Source organism: Plantibacter sp. MCCC 1A11337 (genome assembly GCF_013349365.1).
Lineage (GTDB): Bacteria > Actinomycetota > Actinomycetes > Actinomycetales > Microbacteriaceae > Plantibacter > Plantibacter flavus_A.
Genome location: NZ_JABJWX010000003.1, coordinates 624,838 through 642,273, shown reverse-complemented (window position 1 = coordinate 642,273; position 17,436 = coordinate 624,838). Strand labels below are relative to the sequence as shown.

Here is a 17,436-nt window from a genome sequence, read left to right as displayed (position 1 = left end):
ACGGGGGCGCGCAGGGACCGGGAGGGGCGCTCAGGGACCGGCGGGGTAGGTGAGGCCGTGGCCGAAACGGAAGAGCGGGTCCTCGGTGTCGTAGGGGACGTCGGACCGACTCGCCTCGACGGCCGCCATCGAGCGCGGCAGGTCGAACGGGAGCCGGCCCTCCGGCAGCACCCGGCCGAACACGACGTCGAGGAACGCCGCGTCGCTGCCGCCGAAGCTCGCGACGAGTGCCGCGACCGCGTCCACCACCCCGGTGAGGATCGCCGGTCGGTCGAGGTGCATGTCGAGCACGGTCGGCACCGCCAGCGCGAGCGCCCGCAACCGCTCGACCTCGTCGGCCGCGATGTCGAGCGATCCGGCGTGGAACATGGCCTCGAAGCCGCCGGGCCGCGGTTCGTACGGCGTCTGCATGCGCACGAGGGCGACGTCCGCCGAAGCCGGATCCGCGACGACCTCGCCGTACGCTGCGGCGACCTCGGGATCGACGCCCTCCACATACAACCGCGGACGCGGCGAGCGCACCGGCAGCGTCTCCTCCACGTTCGTCAGGACGGTGAAGGCGCGGCGCTGTGCGGCCTCGCCGGCGGCGACGAAGTCCGCGCGCCCGACGATGCCGCTCGCGGCGCCCGCGTCGACGTACGGCTGCTCGAAGAGCCCGAGCACGAACTTCTCGCGCAGCAGTCGACGCACCGAGGCGTCGATGCGGTCCTCGGTGACACGTCCCTGCTCGACGAGTTCGACGACGAGCTCGGGTCGGGCCTCGCCTCCGAACTGGTCGCAACCGGCCTGCAGGATGCGCTCGACCCGGGACAGCTCGTCGAGGTGCTCCAGGCCCCACGCCCGCGCTGGCATGTCCTGCCCCATGATCGACGTGTCGGTGACGAGTCCCCAGTCGGTGCAGACGATGCCTGCGAACCCGAGCTCCTCGCGGAGGAGCCCGGTGATGATCCCGTGGTTGAAGGCGAACGCGACCTCCTCGTGTTCGGTCCCGACGGGCATGCCGTAATACGGCATCATCTGCGCGGCTCCGGCGGCGATCGCGGCGCGGAACGGGATGAGGTGGTAGTCGAAGTTGTCGCCGGGGTACACCTGTTCGCGCCCGTAGGCGAAGTGCGGGTCCTCCCCGTCGAGCTGTGGCCCACCGCCGGGGAAGTGCTTCGTCATCGTGGAGACCGACTGCGGCCCGAGTTCGGCGCCCTGGAAGCCTCGGATGTAGCCCGCGACGAGTTCGGCACTGAGCTCGGCGTCCTCACCGAACGTGCCGCCGATGCGCGACCAGCGCGGTTCGGTCGCGAGGTCGACCTGCGGGTGGAGCGCCAGCCGGATCCCGACGGCGAGATACTCCTGCCTCGCGGTGTCGGCGAACGCCTCGACGAGGTCGGCCGATCCGATCGCCGCGAGGCCGAGCGTCTCGGGCCACTGCGAGAACGCGCCGGCACGGGCCGCCGTCCCCACGTTGTCGGTGAAGTGGTTGCGCGGGTCGGTCGACAGGGTGACGGGGATGCCGAGTCGCGTGCGCGAGGCGCGCTCCTGCAGGGCGTTGGTCCACTCGGCGAGGGCCGTCGTGTCGGGCGCGGTGCCGAGGACGTTGAAGTGGGACATGAGCTGCTCGCCGATCATGTGCTCGCCGCTCGCGAGTCCCATGTGCGGGTTCGCCTCGTCGATGGGGCCCGGGGCGATCATCGTCTGGAAGAGCATGCCGGCCTTCTCGGCGACGGTCATCCGTCCGAGGAGGTCCTCCACCCGGTCCTCCACCGGCAGGCTCGCGTCGCGGTAGGGCAGCGCCGGTTCATGCTCGCTCATGGGTGGTCCGTTTCTCGTCGGTGAGTGGGGCGGCGTCGGGATCACCCGGGCTCGGGCGAGCCGGAAGCGAAAACCGAACTCCGTTCGGGAACGGAGTGTGACTCCAGTATGCCCGCTGACGAGGATCACGCAAGACTCAGCCGGCGTGGTTCCCCACGGCGCGCAGCCCGTCGGCCAGCCAGTCGAGCGACGGGGAGACGCCTGGCGCGACCGGATGGCGATTGAGGTGGCCATGGAGGACGCCCGGCTCGAGCCGACTACGGACGGGTGCACCGGCCGCCTCCGACGCCGCGATGAGCAGCTCCCCCGACGGCCGGAGGTCGTCGAACTCCGAGAGCAGGACCGACAGCGGCGGGCGGTCCGGGGTCACGGGGACGATTCCCGGCAGGGCGAGCTCGGGCACGTCGTCGAGTCGACCGACGTAGTTCTCGACCATCCAGTCGATCGACTCGGTCGGGAACCGCATGAAGTCCGGCAGGACCACCATCTCGGCCAGGACGTCCGCGGGCAGGGCGGGCACGACCGCGTGCAGGAACGGGTAGGCCAGCAGCACGGCGTCCGCACGACGATCGCTGCGGAGTGACGCGGCGAGCGCGAGGGCCGCTCCGGCGCTGGCCCCACCGATGGCCGTCCGCGCACCGGGAACGGTCGACCGCTCGTCGTCGAGCTGCTCCCAGACCGCCAGCACGTCGTCGAGCGGCACCGGGTATCGCGTCGTGCCGTCCGCCAGGCGGTAGTCGACGGAGACGACCTCCGCGCCCGCTCGCGCCGCCAGTTCGGCGCTCACGACGTGCGCCTCCGGCCAGTCGAGCGTCCCCGCCGCGAAACCACCGCCGTGCACCCAGAGGAGCGCGACGCCACTGGGATCGGCCGGGACGTAGCGTCGGATCGGGACCGTGCAGTGCGGACCGTCGACGACCTCGTCGGTGACCACCACATCACTCGGCGGGGTCCACGGCCCGTCGTCGCCGTAGGCTGCGAGTCGTTCCTGGAACGCCTCGTCGAGCGCTCCGCCGGCGGCGGCGCGATCGGCGTTGGAGAACCCGTCGAAGAGGCTCAGGCGGTCGCGGTAGTACGGATCGAGTGACATGCGCCGAGCCTACCCAGCCGACTCGCTCGACTCGGTCGACTCAGACCACGACGCCGCCGACGCGCTGGAGGTAGACGTCGATGGCGTCCCGGCTCTCCTGGATGCAGCCGAGCTTCGCATCCAGTCGCTCGCGATGCTCGAGCAACCGCTCCAGCACCTCCGCCGAGGGCGTCACCTGGTAGATCGTGTCGTCGTCCTCGAAGCAGGGCAGGACCTGGAGGATGAGCGCGGTCGGCATGCCGACGGCGATCAGCTCGCGGATGCGCTGCACCTTCGCGACGAGGTGGTCCCCGTACTCGCGGTACCCGTTCGGGCAACGGGTCGGGCGCAGCAACCCCTGTTCCTCGTAGTACCGGAGCAGCCGCGGTGTGCTCCCGGTGGCCGCCGCCAGTTCGCCGATGCGCATGCAAGACCCCTTCGACCGAGTTGTGTCCTCTTGGAGCAGCCGTCGGTGCCGGGCGGATATTCCCGGGGCATCCTCGTCGGCTTGACCCTGCCACCAGTGGCAGGCCGGGAGACTCACCGACATGACCACCGACAGCGTGCGCACGGCACGATCCACGACCCCTCCTGCCACCCGAACCCGCTCTCCCCTCCCGACCGCGCTGCTCCTCGCCGCCGTCGGATTCGTGACGCTCCTCACCGAGGTGCTCCCGGCCGGAGTCCTCCCCGCGATGGCCGCCGACCTGGGCGTGTCGGAGTCGATCGCGGGCCAGAGCGTCGCCGTCTTCGCACTCGGCTGTATCGTCGCCGCGATCCCGATCAGCCGTGCGCTCGCGAGACTCGACCGCCGGACGATCGTGCTGCTCGCCCTGATCGTCTCGGCGCTCGCGAACGCCGGCACAGCTGTCGCGCCCGACCTGCTCACGCATCTCGCGGCCCGGTTCGTCGCGGGGCTCGTGGCCGGCGTCGTGTGGGCGATGCTTCCGGGGTACACGCGCGGGTTCACCACCCCGGAGCGGTTCGGCTCCACACTCGGCATCGTGCTGTCCGGTGCCACGCTCGGCTTCGCGCTCGGCGTCCCGGCCGGCGCGGTCCTCGGTGAGGGGTTCGGTTGGCGCACGGTGTTCGGGATCGTCGCCGCCGCCACCGCGCTCCTCGGTGTCCTCGCGGTCGTCGTCGCTCCCCGGGTGGCAGGCAGCGCCCCCGGGCGTTCGACACGTATGGGTGCGGCGCTCCGCATCCCCGCGGTCGTCACGATCCTCGTGGCCCTCGCCGTCTGCATCATCGGCCAGAACATCGCGTACACCTACCTCGCACCGGTCCTGTCCTCCCGCGGGACGCCCGTGCCGCTCGGGTTGCTCCTCGCCACCTTCGGTGTGGCGTCGGTCGTCGGGACGCTCGGCGCCGGACGGCTGGCGAACCTGCGCCTCGGGACGACCATCCTCACGGCCGCCCTCCTCGGGACCGTCGGCCTCGCGGTCGTGGCCTGGGATCCCCCGGTCGTCGTCCTGCTCATCGCAGCGGCAGGCTGGGGGCTCGCCTTCGGCGCCTACTCCGTGCTCTTCCAGGTGGCGATCGCTCGGGTCGCCGGCAACGCTGCGGACGCGGCCCAGTCGGCGCTCGTCACGGTGTGGAACTGCTCGATCGCCACCGGCGGGGCGGTCGGCGGGATCATCCTCGGCACCTGGGGCCCGGCCCTGCTCCTCCCGGCGGCGGCCACACTGACCGTCGTCGCCATCCCCCTCTGCGCCGTGATCGCACGCGCCGTCCGCCGCGGGTGAACGACGGAGGACCCGGCACGCCGCAGCCGGGTCCTCCTAGACTCGATGCGATGCCCGTCCCGTTCCTGCACTCGCCGAACATCCTGTTCGACACGGTCGTGGACCGCACGGAACGGCTGTCCCCCGGCTTCGTCCGCCTCACCCTCGCCGGCGCCTCGCTCGTCGACTTCGCCCCGTACGAGCGGGACCAGCGGATCAAGATCCTGCTGCCGGGAGACGACGGCGCGTACCCGGACGGACTCCACGGCGGCCTGCCGGAGCACGCGTGGCGGCGCGCCTGGCGAGCGCTCCCACCGGCGGACCGTCCGGTGATGCGCAGCTACACCGCCCACCGCGTCAGGCCGGCGCAGCAGGAGGTCGACCTCGACGTGTTCATCCACGAGCCGGCCGGTCCGGCGAGTCGTTGGGCGCTCGGGGCGCGGCCGGGCGACCGGTTGCTCGTCTCGGGGCCGGACGTCCGTCGCGGCGACCCGACGCACGGTGTCCAGTGGGCGCCCGGTACCGCGACGACCGTGCTCATCGCCGCCGACGAGACGGCCTTCCCCGCCGTCCACGGGATCCTGCGCTCCCTCGACGAGGACGTCCGCGCGCACGTCCTCCTCGAGCTCGGCGATTCCGCCGACACCGCCCTGCTCGGGCCACTGCTCGAACGTCACGCGGTCGAGGTCCATGAACGGGCCGGGCGGCCTGGCGGTGACGCGCTCGTCGCCGGCATCGAGCAGTGGCTCCATCTGCACGGGTCGTCGGCGGCGACACTGGGCACGGACTTCGCCGCCTGGCTGGTGACCGAGAGCACCCGGATCCCCCTCCTGCGCGCTGCGACGACCGACCACGGCATCGGTCCCGAGCGCGTCCACGGGCAGGGCTACTGGAACGCTCGCCCCAGAACCACGCCCGAATGAAGGTTATGCTTGCCTTACTCGGTCGCGTCCGTCGCGGCCCGTCCGAAAGGTGATCCGTGCCCCTCCCCCTCGCCCATCGTCGACGTCTCGTCGCCGTCGCCGCCCTCTCCATCGCCGCCCTCGGCCTCTCCGCCTGCAGCAGCTCGAGCGCCTCGACCCCCTCGGACACCGCGACGAGCGCGACCCACGTCATGGAGCACGCCCACGGCGAGACCAGCATCCCCGACGCACCCAAGCGGGTCGTCGTCCTCGAACCGGTGCAGCTCGACACGACCGTCGCGCTCGGCATCACCCCGGTGGGCGCAGCGGTGCTGAACGAGACCGCCGGCGTCCCCACCTACCTCGGCGAGGAGGCCGCCGACATCCCCACCGTCGGGACCGTGGCGGAGCCGAACGTGCAGCTGATCGCCGCCGCGAAGCCCGACCTCATCATCGGCACCGAGTCACGGCACTCCGCCCTGTACGACCAGTTGTCCGAGATCGCGCCGACCGTGTTCATGGCGACGCAGACCGACCCCTGGCGCGATAACGTGCAGTTCGTCGCCGAGGCACTCGGTGACCCGGACGGCGCGGACGAACTCCTCGACGCCTACGACGCACGCTGCGCGGAGATCGCGAAGGAGCACGACACCGCCGGCAAGACGGCACAGCTGATCCGCCCGCGCGACGGCGTCCTCACGCTCTACGGCCCCACCTCCTTCGCCGGCAGCACCCTCGAGTGCGCCGGGTTCACGACGCCCGAACACGCCTGGGAGGACATCTCCCTCGACCTCTCCCCCGAGCGCGTACTCGAGGCGAAGGCCGACCAGGTCTTCGTGACGAGCGTCGACCCCGACGACACCTCGACGCTGCCCGCCTCGCTCACCGCGAACACGGACGCCTTCCCCGAGCTGCACCTCGTCGACCAGTCCTTCTGGATCACCGGCGTCGGCCCCCTCGGCGGCATGGCCGTCCTCGACGACCTCGACCGGCTGCTCTCCGACGGGTCGTGACGAAGCCGACCGCGATCCTGACCGCCCGCGACACCTCGGTGAGCGGGCGGGCGCCGCAGCGACACCGTTTGCTCGTCGGACTGCTCGCGGGCGTCGCGGCGCTCGCGGTCGCCGTCCTCCTGTCGCTGTTCGTCGGCGCGAACCCGATCGCACCGGATGACGTCCGTGCCGCGCTTCTCGGCACGGGCTCGGACGAGGCGAACTTCGTCGTGTGGGATCAGCGGGTGCCACGCACGGTCGCGGCGCTCGCCGTCGGTGCGGCCCTGGGCGTCGCTGGCGCGCTCATGCAGGCGTTCACCCGGAATCCGCTCGCCGACCCCGGCATCCTCGGCGTCAACGCCGGGGCAGGCTTCGCGGTCGCCGTCGGCCTGGCGTTCCTCGGCGTCCGGGCGCCGGGCGACATCGCCTGGCTCGCGTGCGGCGGGGCGCTCGTCGTCACCCTCGTCGTGTACGCGATCGGTTCGGGCGGGCGCGAGCAGTCCTCCACCGCTCGCCTCACCGTCACGGGTGTCGCCTTCGGCGCCGTGCTCGCCGGACTGACGACGGGGATCGCGATCACGCACCCCGACGCGTTCGACCGGATGCGCGGCTGGAACGCCGGCAGCCTGCTCGAACGCGACCTCGGTGTCGTCGTGCCGGTCCTCCCCTTCCTCGCCGTGGGCCTCGTCCTGGCCGCGGCGAGCGCGCGGAGCCTCAACGCGATCGCCCTCGGCCCGGACGTCGCCAGAGCACAGGGCGTCAGCGTCACGCGCAGTCGCATCCTGGTGCTCGCCGCGGTGACGCTGCTCGCCGGCGGCGCCACCGCGATCGCCGGGCCGATCGCCTTCGTCGGCCTCGTCGTGCCCCACCTCGTGCGCTGGTCGGTCGGCAGTGATCAGCGACGCATCCTCGGGGGTTCGGTCCTCGTCGGCTGCGTCCTCGTGTTGTGCTCCGACGTCGTCGGACGGATCGCGGTGCTCCCGGGCGAGATGCCCGTCGGGCTCGTGACCGCATTCGTCGGGGCGCCCGTCCTCATCGCGCTCGCCCGACGCAGAACGGCCTCGGGCCTGTGAGCACGACACGGGAACGGGAGACCGGACGTCCGATCACCGGGCGCCGACCGGCACGACGGACCCTCCTCGTCTGCGCCGCAGCACTCCTGGCGATCGTCGTCGCGGCGATCGCCGGTCTCGCGCTCGGCGACTACCCGCTGACCACCGAGGAGGTGATCGGCGTCCTCACCGGACGCGTCGACGGCCTGGCCCGCACGGTCGTGCTGGACTGGCGCCTGCCCCGGGTCCTCGCGGCGATCGGCTTCGGTGCAGCGCTCGGTGTCTCGGGAGCGATCTTCCAGACCCTCACCCGGAATCCACTCGCGAGCCCCGACATCATCGGCCTCGCGAACGGCTCGTTCACCGGGATGCTCGTCGCGCTCCTCCTCCTCGGCGGCAGCTGGCCGGCGTTGATGGCCGGGTCGTTGCTCGGCGGTCTGGCTGCCGCGGTCGCGATCTTCCTGCTGGCCCTCCGCCAGGGCTTGTCGGGGTTCCGGTTCATCGTCGTGGGCATCGGCGTCTCGGCCATGCTCGCGGCATTCAACAGTTGGCTGTTGCTCCGGGCCGACCTCGACGTCGCGCTCTTCGCGGCGGCCTGGGGCGCGGGGACGCTCAACACCGCGACCGCGACCGTCGTCTGGCCGACACTCGCGTGCCTCGTGGCGCTCTTCGCGGTCCTGCCGTTGGCCGCCCGTCCGCTCCGCCAGCTCGAACTCGGTGACGATGTGGCTGCCGCGACCGGGGTGCGCCTCACCCGCGAACGCGCCATCCTCATCGGCCTCGCGGTCGCGCTGGTGAGCGCGGTGACCGCCGTCGCCGGCCCGATCGCCTTCATCGCCCTGGCCGCTCCGCAGATCGCACGCCGGCTGACCCGCTCGCCGGGGATCCCGCTGGTCGCGACGGGGCTCGTCGGCGGCGTCCTGCTCCTCGCGTCCGACCTCGTGGCCCAGCATCTGATCCCGCTGACGGTCCCGGTCGGCGTCGTCACCGTGGTCGTCGGCGGGCTGTACCTCACGCAGTTGCTGCTCCGCGAGCGGCGGCACTGAAGGTCGGGTCCGAACCACTCAGCGGGCGTCGTCGAGCTCCAGCAGTTCGCCGACCGTGCAGTCGAGCACCCGGCAGATCGCCGTCAGGGTCGAGAACCGGATCGCCTTCGCGCGGTCGTTCTTCAGCACCGAGAGGTTCACCACACTCACCCCGACGAGCTCGCTGAGCCGGGCGAGGGTGAGCCCACGGTCGGCGAGCAACCGGTCGAGGTTGCAGTGCACACCGGTCGCGACGTCCTCCTCGGGCGTCGGCACCATCAGACGAGTCCCTCGGTGTCGGCGCGCAGACGCTCGCCCGCACGGAACGCGATCGCAAGGCCGCCGACCGCCATGGCGACGAAGAACGGGATCCAGGTGAGCGGATACGGGGTCCCCTCGACGGCCCCGTCGGTCGCGACAGCGAGCGCCCCGTTCGAGGCCATCGTGCCGAACCAGGTGTCTGCGATCCACCCGCAGAGGATGGCGATCGAGGCGATCGAGAGCAGCCGCGCGTTACCGGGTGCGAAGGCGTCGCCACGCAGCAGACGGCGGAAGAAGCGGAACGCGCAGACGATGACCACGAGGTTCGCGATCGCCGGCAGGATCGCGGCGAGCAGCACACACACGAAGGTCGCCACCGGGAGGTCGGCGACGACGACCGAGCCCTGGTCGATCGTGAAGGAGTCGGCTCCTGCCGCACCCGGCAGGACCGTGTCGACGGCGTCGAAGAACACGGGCACCCGGGTCCCATCGGTGCCGAAGACGTCGAGCAGCCGGAGGACGAGCATGACGACGACGGCCCCCGCCGCGACGACGGCGGCACCGAGCACGGACACGAGGTCGTTGCGGGTGGAGCGCTGGGTCTTCGCAGCCTGCCAGGCCGCGTGGTCGAAGCCGGACGGCGTCGGGCGATCGGTGGACTCGGTCATGATCATCACATCCATATCGATTGTCGTTGGTATCGATAAACGATATGCCGAGATCGATCAGAACGCAAGAGCGGGCGGAGCGCAGGTCCACCCGGCCGGATCACCCTGCTGATGACTCGTCGAGCGCCTCGAGCTCCCGTAGCGCCGCCTCGGCGCGCCCGAGTCGATCGGCCTCCGGCTCCTCCCACCATTTCGGGCCGCGTTCACCGAGCCCGTGCTTGGCGAGGCCGACCCGGCGGCGGGCAGCAGCGACCGCGTCGTCATCGCCTTCCCGCTTCGCGACGCCGACACCGGAGCGCCCGCGGCCGAGGTGGGACTGGAGGGACGCGACGAGTTCCGACGGCAGACTCGGATCCGTCCGGCGCCAGCGTCTACCGTTCACGACGAACCAGTGGTCGTCCTCCTCCGGCCCGTCGTCCGATCGTGGCGTCACGGGCACCTCCTGGAGACGACACAGGGCCCGGCCCACCGCGAACGCGGACGAGACCGGACCCTGGAGGTCATGATGGCGCGATCAGCCGTTCTTGACGGCGTCGAGCACGCCCGCCCAGCCGAAGGCGGAGATGGCGTCGGCGAAGGTCGAGTCACCGCGCCCCTCGCCGATCTGCTTGCCCGAGGCGTCGCGGACGACGACCGTGTGGTCCTTCTCGGCCTCGGTGCCGTTGCCCTCCTCGATGAAGTCGATGTGGATCTCGCTGTCACCGAGGGTGCCGGTGACCGTGGTCGTGGCGTCCTGCTCGGTGGTCTTCGTCGTGAGGAACGGACCGCCGCCAAGTGCCGCGAGCGCCTCGTTGATCTGGTTCGTGAGCGATGAGGTGTTCATGTGTCTCTCCCTACGGTGATGAAGAGTCCAGGCTAGTGAGCGGACCCGGGAAGGGCGGGAGCATGGCGCTCGTGCACGAGATGTGCGATGGGGCGACCGGAGACGGCGACAGGACACGCCGGCCGGACTCGCCACAGGAGCAGAAGATCCGCCTCACGTCAACGGTCGGCGCGATCCAGGTGCGGTCGGAGCCACGAGTCGTAGGCTGCGAGCCACGCAGACCGGCACCCCGACACCGACGGGCCGGTCGACGAGACGAAGGAGACCCCATGGCCGGAGACACCGACCCCTACACGACCCTCAACAAGCTGCTCGCGGACTTCCGCTTCGCGATGCTCACCACGGTGGACCTCGACGGCAAGCTCGTCGCCCACCCGCTCACCGTCCAGGAGCGCGAGTTCGACGGCGACCTGTGGTTCATCGTCGGCAAGGACGCCTCCGCCGTGCAGCAGCTCGACGTCAACCCGAACGCCGGCGTCACGCTGAGCTCGGACAGCTCGTGGGTGTCGCTCGCCGGCACCGCCGAACTCGTCGAGGACCACGCCAAGTTGGAAGAGTTGTGGAACAGCGTCGTCGAGGCATGGTTCCCGGACGGCCCCTCCGACCCGCGCGTCGGTCTGCTCAAGTTCTCGGCCGACAGCGCCGAGTACTGGGACAGCCCCGGCGGCAAGATCGCGACCGCCGTCGCGTTCGTGAAGTCCAAGGTCACCGGCGAGACCTACGACGGCGGCGACAACGCGAAGCTCGACCTGTAACGAGCGGTCGCCTGAACACCTTCAGGCACGTTCGTCCGCCAGGACACCGGCGAGGATGCGGGCCGCTTCATCGAAGCGGCCCGCGTCCTCGCCGGAGTAGTTGACTCTCAAATAGGGCCCCGCGGGTTCCGCAGGGAACCACTCGGTGCCGTCCGAGACGATGAGCCCGTGGCTCTCGCAGGTGCGGACCACGCGCGGCACATCGGTGCCCTCCGGGAGCCGCAGCCACAGGTTCAGTCCACCGAGCGGCAGCCGCTCGAGGTGCGCCGTCGGGGCGTGCTCGCGCAGACTCGCGACCAGCAGGTCCCGTCGAGCACGGAGGAGCGGTCGCAGACCGCGGAGGTGCGACCGCCACCCGGGCTGGGTGACGACGTCGAGGGCGGCGGCCTGCAGGACCCCGCTGATGTACATCGACTCGGCGGCCAGGTCGGCCAGGATCCGGTCGTGGGCCGGGCCCCGGGCGATGACGGCGGCGACGCGCAACGCGGGCGAGACGCTCTTGGTCAGCGACCGCAGGTAGATGACGTGGCCGTCGTCGTCGAGCGCGGCGAGCGGCCGGGCATCGACGTCGATCGCGAGATCGTGGGCCCAGTCGTCCTCGACGAGGAACGCGCCGTGTCGCCGGACGATCTCGAGGATCGCGACCCCCGTCTCCGGCGACCAACGACCTCCGGTCGGATTCGCGAAGGTCGGCTGTGCGTAGAACGCCCGCGCACCGGTGTCCTGGAACGCGCGCTCCACGACGTCCGGGTCCGGTCCGTCGGGACCGGTCGGCACGGGAACCAGCGTCACGCCCGCCTGCTCGGCCGCGAGGATCGCGCCCCAGTAGCTCGGCGACTCGATGAGCATCGGCTGCCCAGGGCCGACGAGTGCCCGGAAGATCGAGCTGAGTCCACTCTGACTGCCGGAGATCACGATGACGTCCCGGGCGGTCGGCGGCGCGACCCCGGGCGGTGCGGCTGCCGCGAGGTCGGCTGCGAACCACGCCTGGAGCTCCGGCGAGCCGGCCGCCGGTGATCGGGTCATCGCCACGTCGGTGCGGGCGGCGCGCGCGAGCGCGGCGCGGACCAGCCGTTCAGGCAACAGTTCTCGGGCGGGGTATCCGGAGTGCATCGCGATCGCGGCGGGTGCGACCGACCGTTGCGCCGAGGACAGCGCGCCAGAGCGCCACGGGAGCGCGCCGAGCGCAGCGGTCTGCCAGCCGTAGTCCACCGATCGCGCCGGACGAGCCGCCCGCACGAAGGTGCCGACGCCCGGCCGACTCTCGATGAGCCCTCGCCCGGCGAGCTGGCGCATCGCGTTCTGGACGGTGACGGGGCTCGCTGCGAACTCGGCGGTCAACGCCCGGTTGGAGGGCACGCGTGCACCCGGAGGCGCCGCTGCGATCCAAGCGGTCATGGCGGCGACGATCCGCCCGGTGCTATCGTTGTCCATGAGTGCACAGAGTAGCGTTATCGCGACACCGACGCGAGTGTTATCCCGCAGCGGGCTCGGCTGGGGCTTCCTCGGCGTCCTGGCGTTCTCCCTCACGGTCCCCGTCACGAAGGTCGCCCTCGTCGGCCTCTCGCCGCTCCTCATCGGTTCCGGGCGCGCGGTCGTCGCAGCCCTGCTCGCCGCGATCACCCTTGCCACCCTGCGAGCGCGGCGACCGACCGGAATGCAGTGGGCACGCGTCGCGATCGTCGCCGGCGGCGTCGTCGTCGGATTCCCGCTCCTGACCTCTTTCGCGCTGACCACCGCTCCCGCCGGTCACAGCGCCGTGGTGATCGGCCTCCTCCCGGCGGCGACGGCGGTCGCCGCCGTCCTCCGGGGTGGCGAGCGCCCGACGCGTCGCTTCTGGATCTTCGCCGGCTCGGGCGCGGTCGCGGCGATGGTCTTCGCCTCGGTGCAGCACGGCAGCCTCGCGTCGATGGCCTGGTCGGACCTCCTCCTGCTCGGCGCCGTCGTCGCAGCCGCGATCGGCTACGCGGAGGGCGGACTGCTCGCCCGGGAGCTGGGCTCCTGGCAGACCATCTCCTGGGCGCTCGTCGTGGCATCACCGCTCATGGTCGCCCTCACGGCACTCGCGGTCGTCCAGCAGCCGCCGACCGCAGCCATCGGCAGCTGGCTGGCGTTCGGCTACCTCGGCGTCGTGAGCATGTTCCTCGGCTTCTTCGCCTGGTATCGCGGACTCGCGATCGGCCCGATCGCCCGGGTCAGCCAGATCCAACTCGTCCAGCCGGTGCTGAGCATCGTCTGGGCGGCCCTCATCCTCCGCGAGCGACTCGACTGGGCCACCGTGCTCGGCGGGCTCGTGGTCATCCTGTGCGCCGGCCTCGCCGTCCGCACCCGTCTCGACCGGAAGTGACCCCACCATGCGCCACACCCCCACCTACCTGATGACCGACGTCGACGAGGTCAAGCGCCTCATCCGCAACCACCCGTGGGCGACGTTCGTCTCGCCTGCGAGCACCGGTCTCGTCGCCTCCCACTACCCGGCGATCCTCGAGGAGAACCGGGACGAGCTGTCGATCGTCAGTCACTTCGGCCGACCGGACGAGCGCTCGCACGAGCTCGGCGAGCACGAGATCCTCGTCATCATCCAGGGACCGCACGACTACGTCTCGCCGAGCTGGTACCCGGAGGGCCAGGTGATCCCGACGTGGAACCACGTCACCGCGCACCTGTACGGCACGCCGGAGGTCCTCAGCGAGGACGAGAACTACGAGATGCTCGCGCGACTCACCGACCACTTCGAGGACCATCGACCGGACGGCCGCCACCTGTCCCAGGACGAGGCCGGCACCCGGCGCGCAGCGAAAGGGACGGTCGGCCTCCGGATGCGCGTGACCCGCTTCGACGCCCGCGCGAAGCTCAGTCAGAACAAGGCGCCCGAGGTGGTCGACGACATCACCGCGCACCTTGCGGAGCGGAATCCGGCACTGGCCGAGGAGATGCGCCGTCAGCAGGATCGGCGGCCGGCGGGGCACTGACCCTACGGGCACCGACGCGACCGCGGGCGTCGCTCACGAGTACGAGGGTGACGCCCGCCGCGCTGAGTAGGAACCCGCCGGCCGTCAGGAGCGTGAACGGCTCCTGGAACAGGAGCGCACCCGCGACGGCGGTCGTCGGGGCGACGAGGAACAGGAGCGCGTTGAGGACTGTGACCCCGATGCGACGCAGCAGCCACCAGTAGAGCCCGTAGGCCGACAGCGTCGGGACGAGCGCGAGGAAGAGCGTCGTCAGCCAGAAGATCGTGTCGCCCGGCGGCATCGCGGCGCCGGTCGCGAGGGCGAGCACGGCGAGGAGCACTGTCGTCGCCGTCGCGTGGACGGTCAGCGTGAGGAGGACCGGGGATCGGTGCGGCGAGCGCCGTTCGAGGATCGTCGCGGTGATGAGGCTAGCCATGGCGAGTGCGGGCAGGGCGTAGGCGATCGGCGGCGCGTCCGAGGCGCCGAACTGGGATTGCACGATGAGGAACACTCCGACCGCGCCGATCCCGAGTCCCAGCCACTGGGCCCCCGGAACCCGCACGTGCAGCAGCGGTCCGGCGAGCGCCGCGATGACGAGCGGCTGGACGGCGTCGATGAGCGCGGTCGTCCCGGTCGAGATGCCCACGGCGACCGAGGCGTAGACGAACACGACGTAGCCGAACTGCGCGAACAGGCCGATGACGAGCTGCGAGCGCAGCTGAGCCCGGGTGGCGTTCCGCCACTGCCCGCTCAGCACCAGCACGATCGCGAGCCCCACGGCGAGCGGGACGAACCGCCAGAGGAGCACGGTGAGCACCGGCACGTCCTCGGTCCCGATCTTCGCGACGATGAACCCGGAGCTCCACGCGAGGACGAACCCGATCGCCGCGAGGGGGACGATGACGGCACGGATCATCCGCGCCACAGGTATACCGATCTGTCTACTCATCCCTGCAGTATACAGACTGGTATAGTTTTCGCATGACGGGCGACACTCCAGAGCTCGCACCCCTCACGCCGGGCGCCCGACGCGTGCTCGACGCCGCCTCCGTGCTCTTCTACGAGAACGGCATCCACGCGGTCGGCGTCGACACCATCGCGGAGGCGGCCGGGGTCACGAAGAAGACGCTCTACGACCGTTTCGGCAGCAAGGAGGCCCTCGTGCTCTCCTACCTGCAGCATCGCGACGCGCGCTGGCGAGCGTGGGTCGACGACGTCCTCGCGCAGCACCCGGAACCCGGGGTCGACCGGGTTCTGGCGATCTTCGACGCGGCGATCGGCTGGTCGGACGACAACAGCCCCAAGGGCTGCAGCGCCGTGAACGCCCGCGCGGAGATCCCCGACCACGCGACCAGCGGCCTCGTGCTCCCCGAGGTCACCCGGCAGAAGCAGTGGCTGCTCGAGCGCTTCGCCGAGCTCATCACCGAAGCCGGCCTGTCGGACGCCGGAACGCGCGCCCGCGAACTCATGTTGCTCTACGAGGGCGCGATCGTGACGGTCGGGATGCGCACCTTCCGCGAACCGTTCGAGACCGCCCGCGCGATCGCCGGTCGACTCCTGGCCGCCTGACCGGAGCCGGGCGCGGCCTGTCGGCGACCACCCGACATCGCGTATGGTCTCGGGATGGACTTCACCGATGACGCCACCGCCACCGACCGCATCGCCATCGTCACCGGGGTCGGGCGCCGCCGCTCGATCGGCGCGGGACTCGCCACCGGTCTCGCCGCGGACGGCTGGAACCTCGTCCTCAACGCCTGGCGACCCTACGACGACCGCGTCGGCTACGAGCGGTCCCCCGACGACCCCGAGTCGATCGCGGACGAGTGCCGTGCGCTCGGCGTGACCGTCGAGCTCGTGCTCGGTGACCTCGCAGACCCGGCGTTCCCGGCCGAACTCGTCGAGCGCGCAGCGCAGCTGGGGCCCGTGTCGGGGCTCGTCATGTCGCACTGCGAGTCGGTCGACAGCTCGATCCTCACGACGGACCTCGAGAGCTGGGACCGCCACTTCGCCGTGAACGCGCGGGCGACGTGGCTGCTCATCAAGGCCTTCGCCGAACAGCTCCCGGTGCAGGAGACGCCGCCCCGGGTGGCCGGTCGCATCGTCGCGCTCACGAGCGACCACACCGTGCACAATCTGCCCTACGGGGCCAGCAAGGGTGCGCTCGACCGCATCGTGACGGCCGCGGCGGTGGAGTTGGGCGAGCGCGGGGTGCGGGCGAACGTCATCAACCCGGGTCCGATCGACACGGGCTGGATGACCGACGACATCCGCCGCTGGGGAGCCAAGGCGACGCCCGCCGGCCGACTCGGCACGCCGTCCGACACCGCCGACCTCGTGCGCTTCCTGTTCTCGCCTGCAGGCTCCTGGATCAACGGCCAGGTGCTCTCGAGCAACGGCGGATTCGACGTCGGTTAGGAACGCGTCCACCCGTCGACCTGCGCGCGGACACCGGCGATGTCGGCCGGCATGACGCGACAACAGCCGCCGACGACCGTCGCCCCGGCCTCCAGCCAGGCCTCCACCTCGCCGACCCCGGCGGCTCCACGCCAACAGCGGGCGTCGGCGTCCCAGCGCTCGCCCGAGTTCGGGTAGACCACCACCGCCTTGTCCGTCACGGACCGTGCAGCGGCGATGGCCGGGAGGACCTCGTCCGGGTGCGAGCAGTTGACACCCACCGCCTGGAACTCGTCGATCCCCTCGACCAGTCGGAAGCCCTCCGCCATCGGCTCGCCCGAGCGGAGACGACCACCCTCCACCGTGAACGACAACCACGCAGGCACTCCCGAACCCCGCACGAGCTCGGCGAGCGCCGTCGCCTCGTCGAGCGTCGGAATGGTCTCGAGGGCGAGGAGGTCGGGGGCCGCGTCGACCAGCACGGCCAGACGCCGCTCGTGCCACCGCTGCAGCTCGGTCCGGCTGAGACCGGAGGCACCCTCGTACTCCGAGCCGTCGCCGAGCGTCGCGCCGTACGGACCGACCGACGCGGCGACGAGGAGCGGGCCGTCGGGGTTCGATTCCGACCGCGTGTCGCGCGCCGCACGCGCCAGCTCGACGCTCGACCGCAGGAGCCGTTCGGTCTCCGGAACCGAGATGCCGATCCGATCGAACGCCTCGAAGCCGACCTGGTACGACGCCGTGATCGCGATCTGCGCACCCGCGGCGAAGAACTCCTGATGAGCCTCCTGAATCGCCCCAGGATCGCGCGCGAGCAGCGCGGCGCTCCAGAGCACGGTGGACACGTCTCGGCCGCGCGCTTCGAGCAGTGTCCCGAGACCGCCGTCGACCGTCCAGATGCCGCGCCTCAGGTCCATACGTCCCATTGTGCTCGCGTCGCAACCCGATGAGGCGCCACTGGACAGCTGGTATGGTCTATACCCGTCCAGAGCCGACAGGACACGTTCTCCCCGAGAA

The 17,436-nt window shown here is 71.3% G+C and carries 20 protein-coding genes; 10 read left to right on the top strand and 10 right to left on the bottom strand.

The genetic code is table 11. The features are described 5' to 3' along the window. Window positions 1–30 precede the first annotated feature (30 nt). The 3 genes from HOW07_RS14680 to HOW07_RS14670 form a co-directional block, all read right to left on the bottom strand. A complete protein-coding gene (locus tag HOW07_RS14680; protein ID WP_175117622.1) occupies window positions 31–1,803 on the bottom strand; it encodes a glycoside hydrolase family 3 protein in 1,773 nt (590 codons plus the stop codon). Window positions 1,804–1,939: 136 nt separating this feature from the next. Next, window positions 1,940–2,893 (bottom strand): alpha/beta hydrolase fold domain-containing protein, encoded by a 954-nt coding sequence (locus HOW07_RS14675; protein WP_175117621.1) that lies wholly within the window; start codon window positions 2,891–2,893, stop codon window positions 1,940–1,942. Window positions 2,894–2,933: 40 nt separating this feature from the next. Further along, window positions 2,934–3,299, bottom strand: coding sequence for a MerR family transcriptional regulator (locus tag HOW07_RS14670; RefSeq protein WP_121294035.1), 366 nt, complete (start codon window positions 3,297–3,299; stop codon window positions 2,934–2,936). A gap of 121 nt (window positions 3,300–3,420) precedes the next feature. On the opposite strand from HOW07_RS14670, the gene HOW07_RS14665 reads away from it, so the two are divergent. Genes HOW07_RS14665 through HOW07_RS14645 form a run of 5 tightly spaced genes read left to right on the top strand, consistent with a single transcriptional unit; the run spans window position 3,421 to window position 8,588 of the window. Next, a complete protein-coding gene (locus HOW07_RS14665; protein ID WP_175117620.1) occupies window positions 3,421–4,617 on the top strand; it encodes an MFS transporter in 1,197 nt (398 codons plus the stop codon). Window positions 4,618–4,667: 50 nt separating this feature from the next. Continuing rightward, window positions 4,668–5,519, top strand: a complete 852-nt coding sequence (locus HOW07_RS14660; RefSeq protein ID WP_175117619.1) for a siderophore-interacting protein — start codon at window positions 4,668–4,670, stop codon at window positions 5,517–5,519. A gap of 56 nt (window positions 5,520–5,575) precedes the next feature. After that, the gene (locus tag HOW07_RS14655; protein WP_175117618.1) at window positions 5,576–6,511 is read left to right on the top strand and encodes an iron-siderophore ABC transporter substrate-binding protein; all 936 of its coding nucleotides are present in this window, start codon (window positions 5,576–5,578) and stop codon (window positions 6,509–6,511) included. Beyond that, window positions 6,508–7,563, top strand: coding sequence for a FecCD family ABC transporter permease (locus HOW07_RS14650; RefSeq protein WP_371743691.1), 1,056 nt, complete (start codon window positions 6,508–6,510; stop codon window positions 7,561–7,563). Before HOW07_RS14655 ends, HOW07_RS14650 begins: the two co-directional genes overlap by 4 nt. Then, window positions 7,560–8,588 (top strand): FecCD family ABC transporter permease, encoded by a 1,029-nt coding sequence (locus HOW07_RS14645; protein ID WP_371743690.1) that lies wholly within the window; start codon window positions 7,560–7,562, stop codon window positions 8,586–8,588. The genes HOW07_RS14650 and HOW07_RS14645 overlap by 4 nt, the downstream gene beginning before the upstream one ends. A gap of 18 nt (window positions 8,589–8,606) precedes the next feature. On the opposite strand, the gene HOW07_RS14640 is transcribed toward HOW07_RS14645, so the two are convergent. The 4 genes from HOW07_RS14640 to HOW07_RS14625 all read right to left on the bottom strand — a co-directional run bounded on the left by HOW07_RS14640 (window position 8,607) and on the right by HOW07_RS14625 (window position 10,319). Beyond that, window positions 8,607–8,846: a helix-turn-helix transcriptional regulator gene (locus tag HOW07_RS14640; RefSeq protein WP_079002926.1), complete on the bottom strand. Its 240-nt coding sequence runs from the start codon at window positions 8,844–8,846 to the stop codon at window positions 8,607–8,609. Further along, window positions 8,846–9,496, bottom strand: a complete 651-nt coding sequence (locus HOW07_RS14635; protein ID WP_147427213.1) for a DUF2975 domain-containing protein — start codon at window positions 9,494–9,496, stop codon at window positions 8,846–8,848. The genes HOW07_RS14640 and HOW07_RS14635 overlap by 1 nt, the downstream gene beginning before the upstream one ends. 100 nt (window positions 9,497–9,596) lie before the next feature. Beyond that, complete coding sequence (locus HOW07_RS14630; RefSeq protein WP_175117617.1) at window positions 9,597–9,929, bottom strand: biopolymer transporter Tol; 333 nt, start codon at window positions 9,927–9,929, stop codon at window positions 9,597–9,599. Window positions 9,930–10,010: 81 nt separating this feature from the next. Continuing rightward, a complete protein-coding gene (locus tag HOW07_RS14625; protein ID WP_064294727.1) occupies window positions 10,011–10,319 on the bottom strand; it encodes a hypothetical protein in 309 nt (102 codons plus the stop codon). 269 nt (window positions 10,320–10,588) lie between these two features. On the opposite strand from HOW07_RS14625, the gene HOW07_RS14620 reads away from it, so the two are divergent. Further along, on the top strand, window positions 10,589–11,074 hold the full coding sequence (locus tag HOW07_RS14620) for a pyridoxamine 5'-phosphate oxidase family protein (protein ID WP_064294726.1): 486 nt from the start codon (window positions 10,589–10,591) through the stop codon (window positions 11,072–11,074). Window positions 11,075–11,095: 21 nt separating this feature from the next. Here the strand turns inward: HOW07_RS14620 and HOW07_RS14615 are convergent, their stop codons facing one another. Next, a complete protein-coding gene (locus tag HOW07_RS14615; protein ID WP_175117616.1) occupies window positions 11,096–12,508 on the bottom strand; it encodes a PLP-dependent aminotransferase family protein in 1,413 nt (470 codons plus the stop codon). Between HOW07_RS14615 and HOW07_RS14610 the strand changes: the two genes are divergently transcribed. Then, window positions 12,507–13,421 (top strand): DMT family transporter, encoded by a 915-nt coding sequence (locus HOW07_RS14610; RefSeq protein ID WP_175117615.1) that lies wholly within the window; start codon window positions 12,507–12,509, stop codon window positions 13,419–13,421. The two genes, HOW07_RS14615 and HOW07_RS14610, sit on opposite strands and share 2 nt — an antisense overlap. Before the next feature lie 7 nt (window positions 13,422–13,428). Next, window positions 13,429–14,046: an FMN-binding negative transcriptional regulator gene (locus HOW07_RS14605; protein ID WP_121294027.1), complete on the top strand. Its 618-nt coding sequence runs from the start codon at window positions 13,429–13,431 to the stop codon at window positions 14,044–14,046. Here HOW07_RS14605 and HOW07_RS14600 read toward each other — a convergent pair. Beyond that, the gene (locus tag HOW07_RS14600; protein ID WP_254628362.1) at window positions 13,964–14,974 is read right to left on the bottom strand and encodes a DMT family transporter; all 1,011 of its coding nucleotides are present in this window, start codon (window positions 14,972–14,974) and stop codon (window positions 13,964–13,966) included. The two genes, HOW07_RS14605 and HOW07_RS14600, sit on opposite strands and share 83 nt — an antisense overlap. A 32-nt stretch (window positions 14,975–15,006) precedes the next feature. On the opposite strand from HOW07_RS14600, the gene HOW07_RS14595 reads away from it, so the two are divergent. Together HOW07_RS14595 and HOW07_RS14590 are read left to right on the top strand one after the other, a co-directional pair. Next, entirely contained in the window at window positions 15,007–15,594 is a 588-nt protein-coding gene (locus tag HOW07_RS14595; RefSeq protein WP_175117614.1) for a TetR/AcrR family transcriptional regulator, read from the top strand. Between the two features lie 54 nt (window positions 15,595–15,648). Continuing rightward, window positions 15,649–16,440 (top strand): SDR family oxidoreductase, encoded by a 792-nt coding sequence (locus HOW07_RS14590; protein ID WP_175117613.1) that lies wholly within the window; start codon window positions 15,649–15,651, stop codon window positions 16,438–16,440. Here HOW07_RS14590 and mmuM read toward each other — a convergent pair. Continuing rightward, window positions 16,437–17,336, bottom strand: a complete 900-nt coding sequence (gene mmuM / locus HOW07_RS14585; RefSeq protein WP_254628361.1) for a homocysteine S-methyltransferase — start codon at window positions 17,334–17,336, stop codon at window positions 16,437–16,439. The genes HOW07_RS14590 and mmuM overlap by 4 nt on opposite strands. Window positions 17,337–17,436 lie beyond the last annotated feature (100 nt).

Bases quoted from the DNA above. Each gene is read 5' to 3' on its own strand.
- HOW07_RS14680 (WP_175117622.1), bottom strand. From the start codon at position 1,803: ATGAGCGAGCATGAACCGGCGCTGCCCTACCGCGACGCGAGCCTGCCG.
- HOW07_RS14675 (WP_175117621.1), bottom strand. From the start codon at position 2,893: ATGTCACTCGATCCGTACTACCGCGACCGCCTGAGCCTCTTCGACGGG.
- HOW07_RS14670 (WP_121294035.1), bottom strand. From the start codon at position 3,299: ATGCGCATCGGCGAACTGGCGGCGGCCACCGGGAGCACACCGCGGCTG.
- HOW07_RS14665 (WP_175117620.1), top strand. From the start codon at position 3,421: ATGACCACCGACAGCGTGCGCACGGCACGATCCACGACCCCTCCTGCC.
- HOW07_RS14660 (WP_175117619.1), top strand. From the start codon at position 4,668: ATGCCCGTCCCGTTCCTGCACTCGCCGAACATCCTGTTCGACACGGTC.
- HOW07_RS14640 (WP_079002926.1), bottom strand. From the start codon at position 8,846: ATGGTGCCGACGCCCGAGGAGGACGTCGCGACCGGTGTGCACTGCAAC.
- HOW07_RS14635 (WP_147427213.1), bottom strand. From the start codon at position 9,496: ATGACCGAGTCCACCGATCGCCCGACGCCGTCCGGCTTCGACCACGCG.
- HOW07_RS14625 (WP_064294727.1), bottom strand. From the start codon at position 10,319: ATGAACACCTCATCGCTCACGAACCAGATCAACGAGGCGCTCGCGGCA.
- HOW07_RS14620 (WP_064294726.1), top strand. From the start codon at position 10,589: ATGGCCGGAGACACCGACCCCTACACGACCCTCAACAAGCTGCTCGCG.
- HOW07_RS14610 (WP_175117615.1), top strand. From the start codon at position 12,507: ATGAGTGCACAGAGTAGCGTTATCGCGACACCGACGCGAGTGTTATCC.
- HOW07_RS14615 (WP_175117616.1), bottom strand. From the start codon at position 12,508: ATGGACAACGATAGCACCGGGCGGATCGTCGCCGCCATGACCGCTTGG.
- HOW07_RS14605 (WP_121294027.1), top strand. From the start codon at position 13,429: ATGCGCCACACCCCCACCTACCTGATGACCGACGTCGACGAGGTCAAG.
- HOW07_RS14600 (WP_254628362.1), bottom strand. From the start codon at position 14,974: ATGAGTAGACAGATCGGTATACCTGTGGCGCGGATGATCCGTGCCGTC.
- HOW07_RS14595 (WP_175117614.1), top strand. From the start codon at position 15,007: ATGACGGGCGACACTCCAGAGCTCGCACCCCTCACGCCGGGCGCCCGA.
- HOW07_RS14590 (WP_175117613.1), top strand. From the start codon at position 15,649: ATGGACTTCACCGATGACGCCACCGCCACCGACCGCATCGCCATCGTC.
- mmuM (WP_254628361.1), bottom strand. From the start codon at position 17,336: ATGGACCTGAGGCGCGGCATCTGGACGGTCGACGGCGGTCTCGGGACA.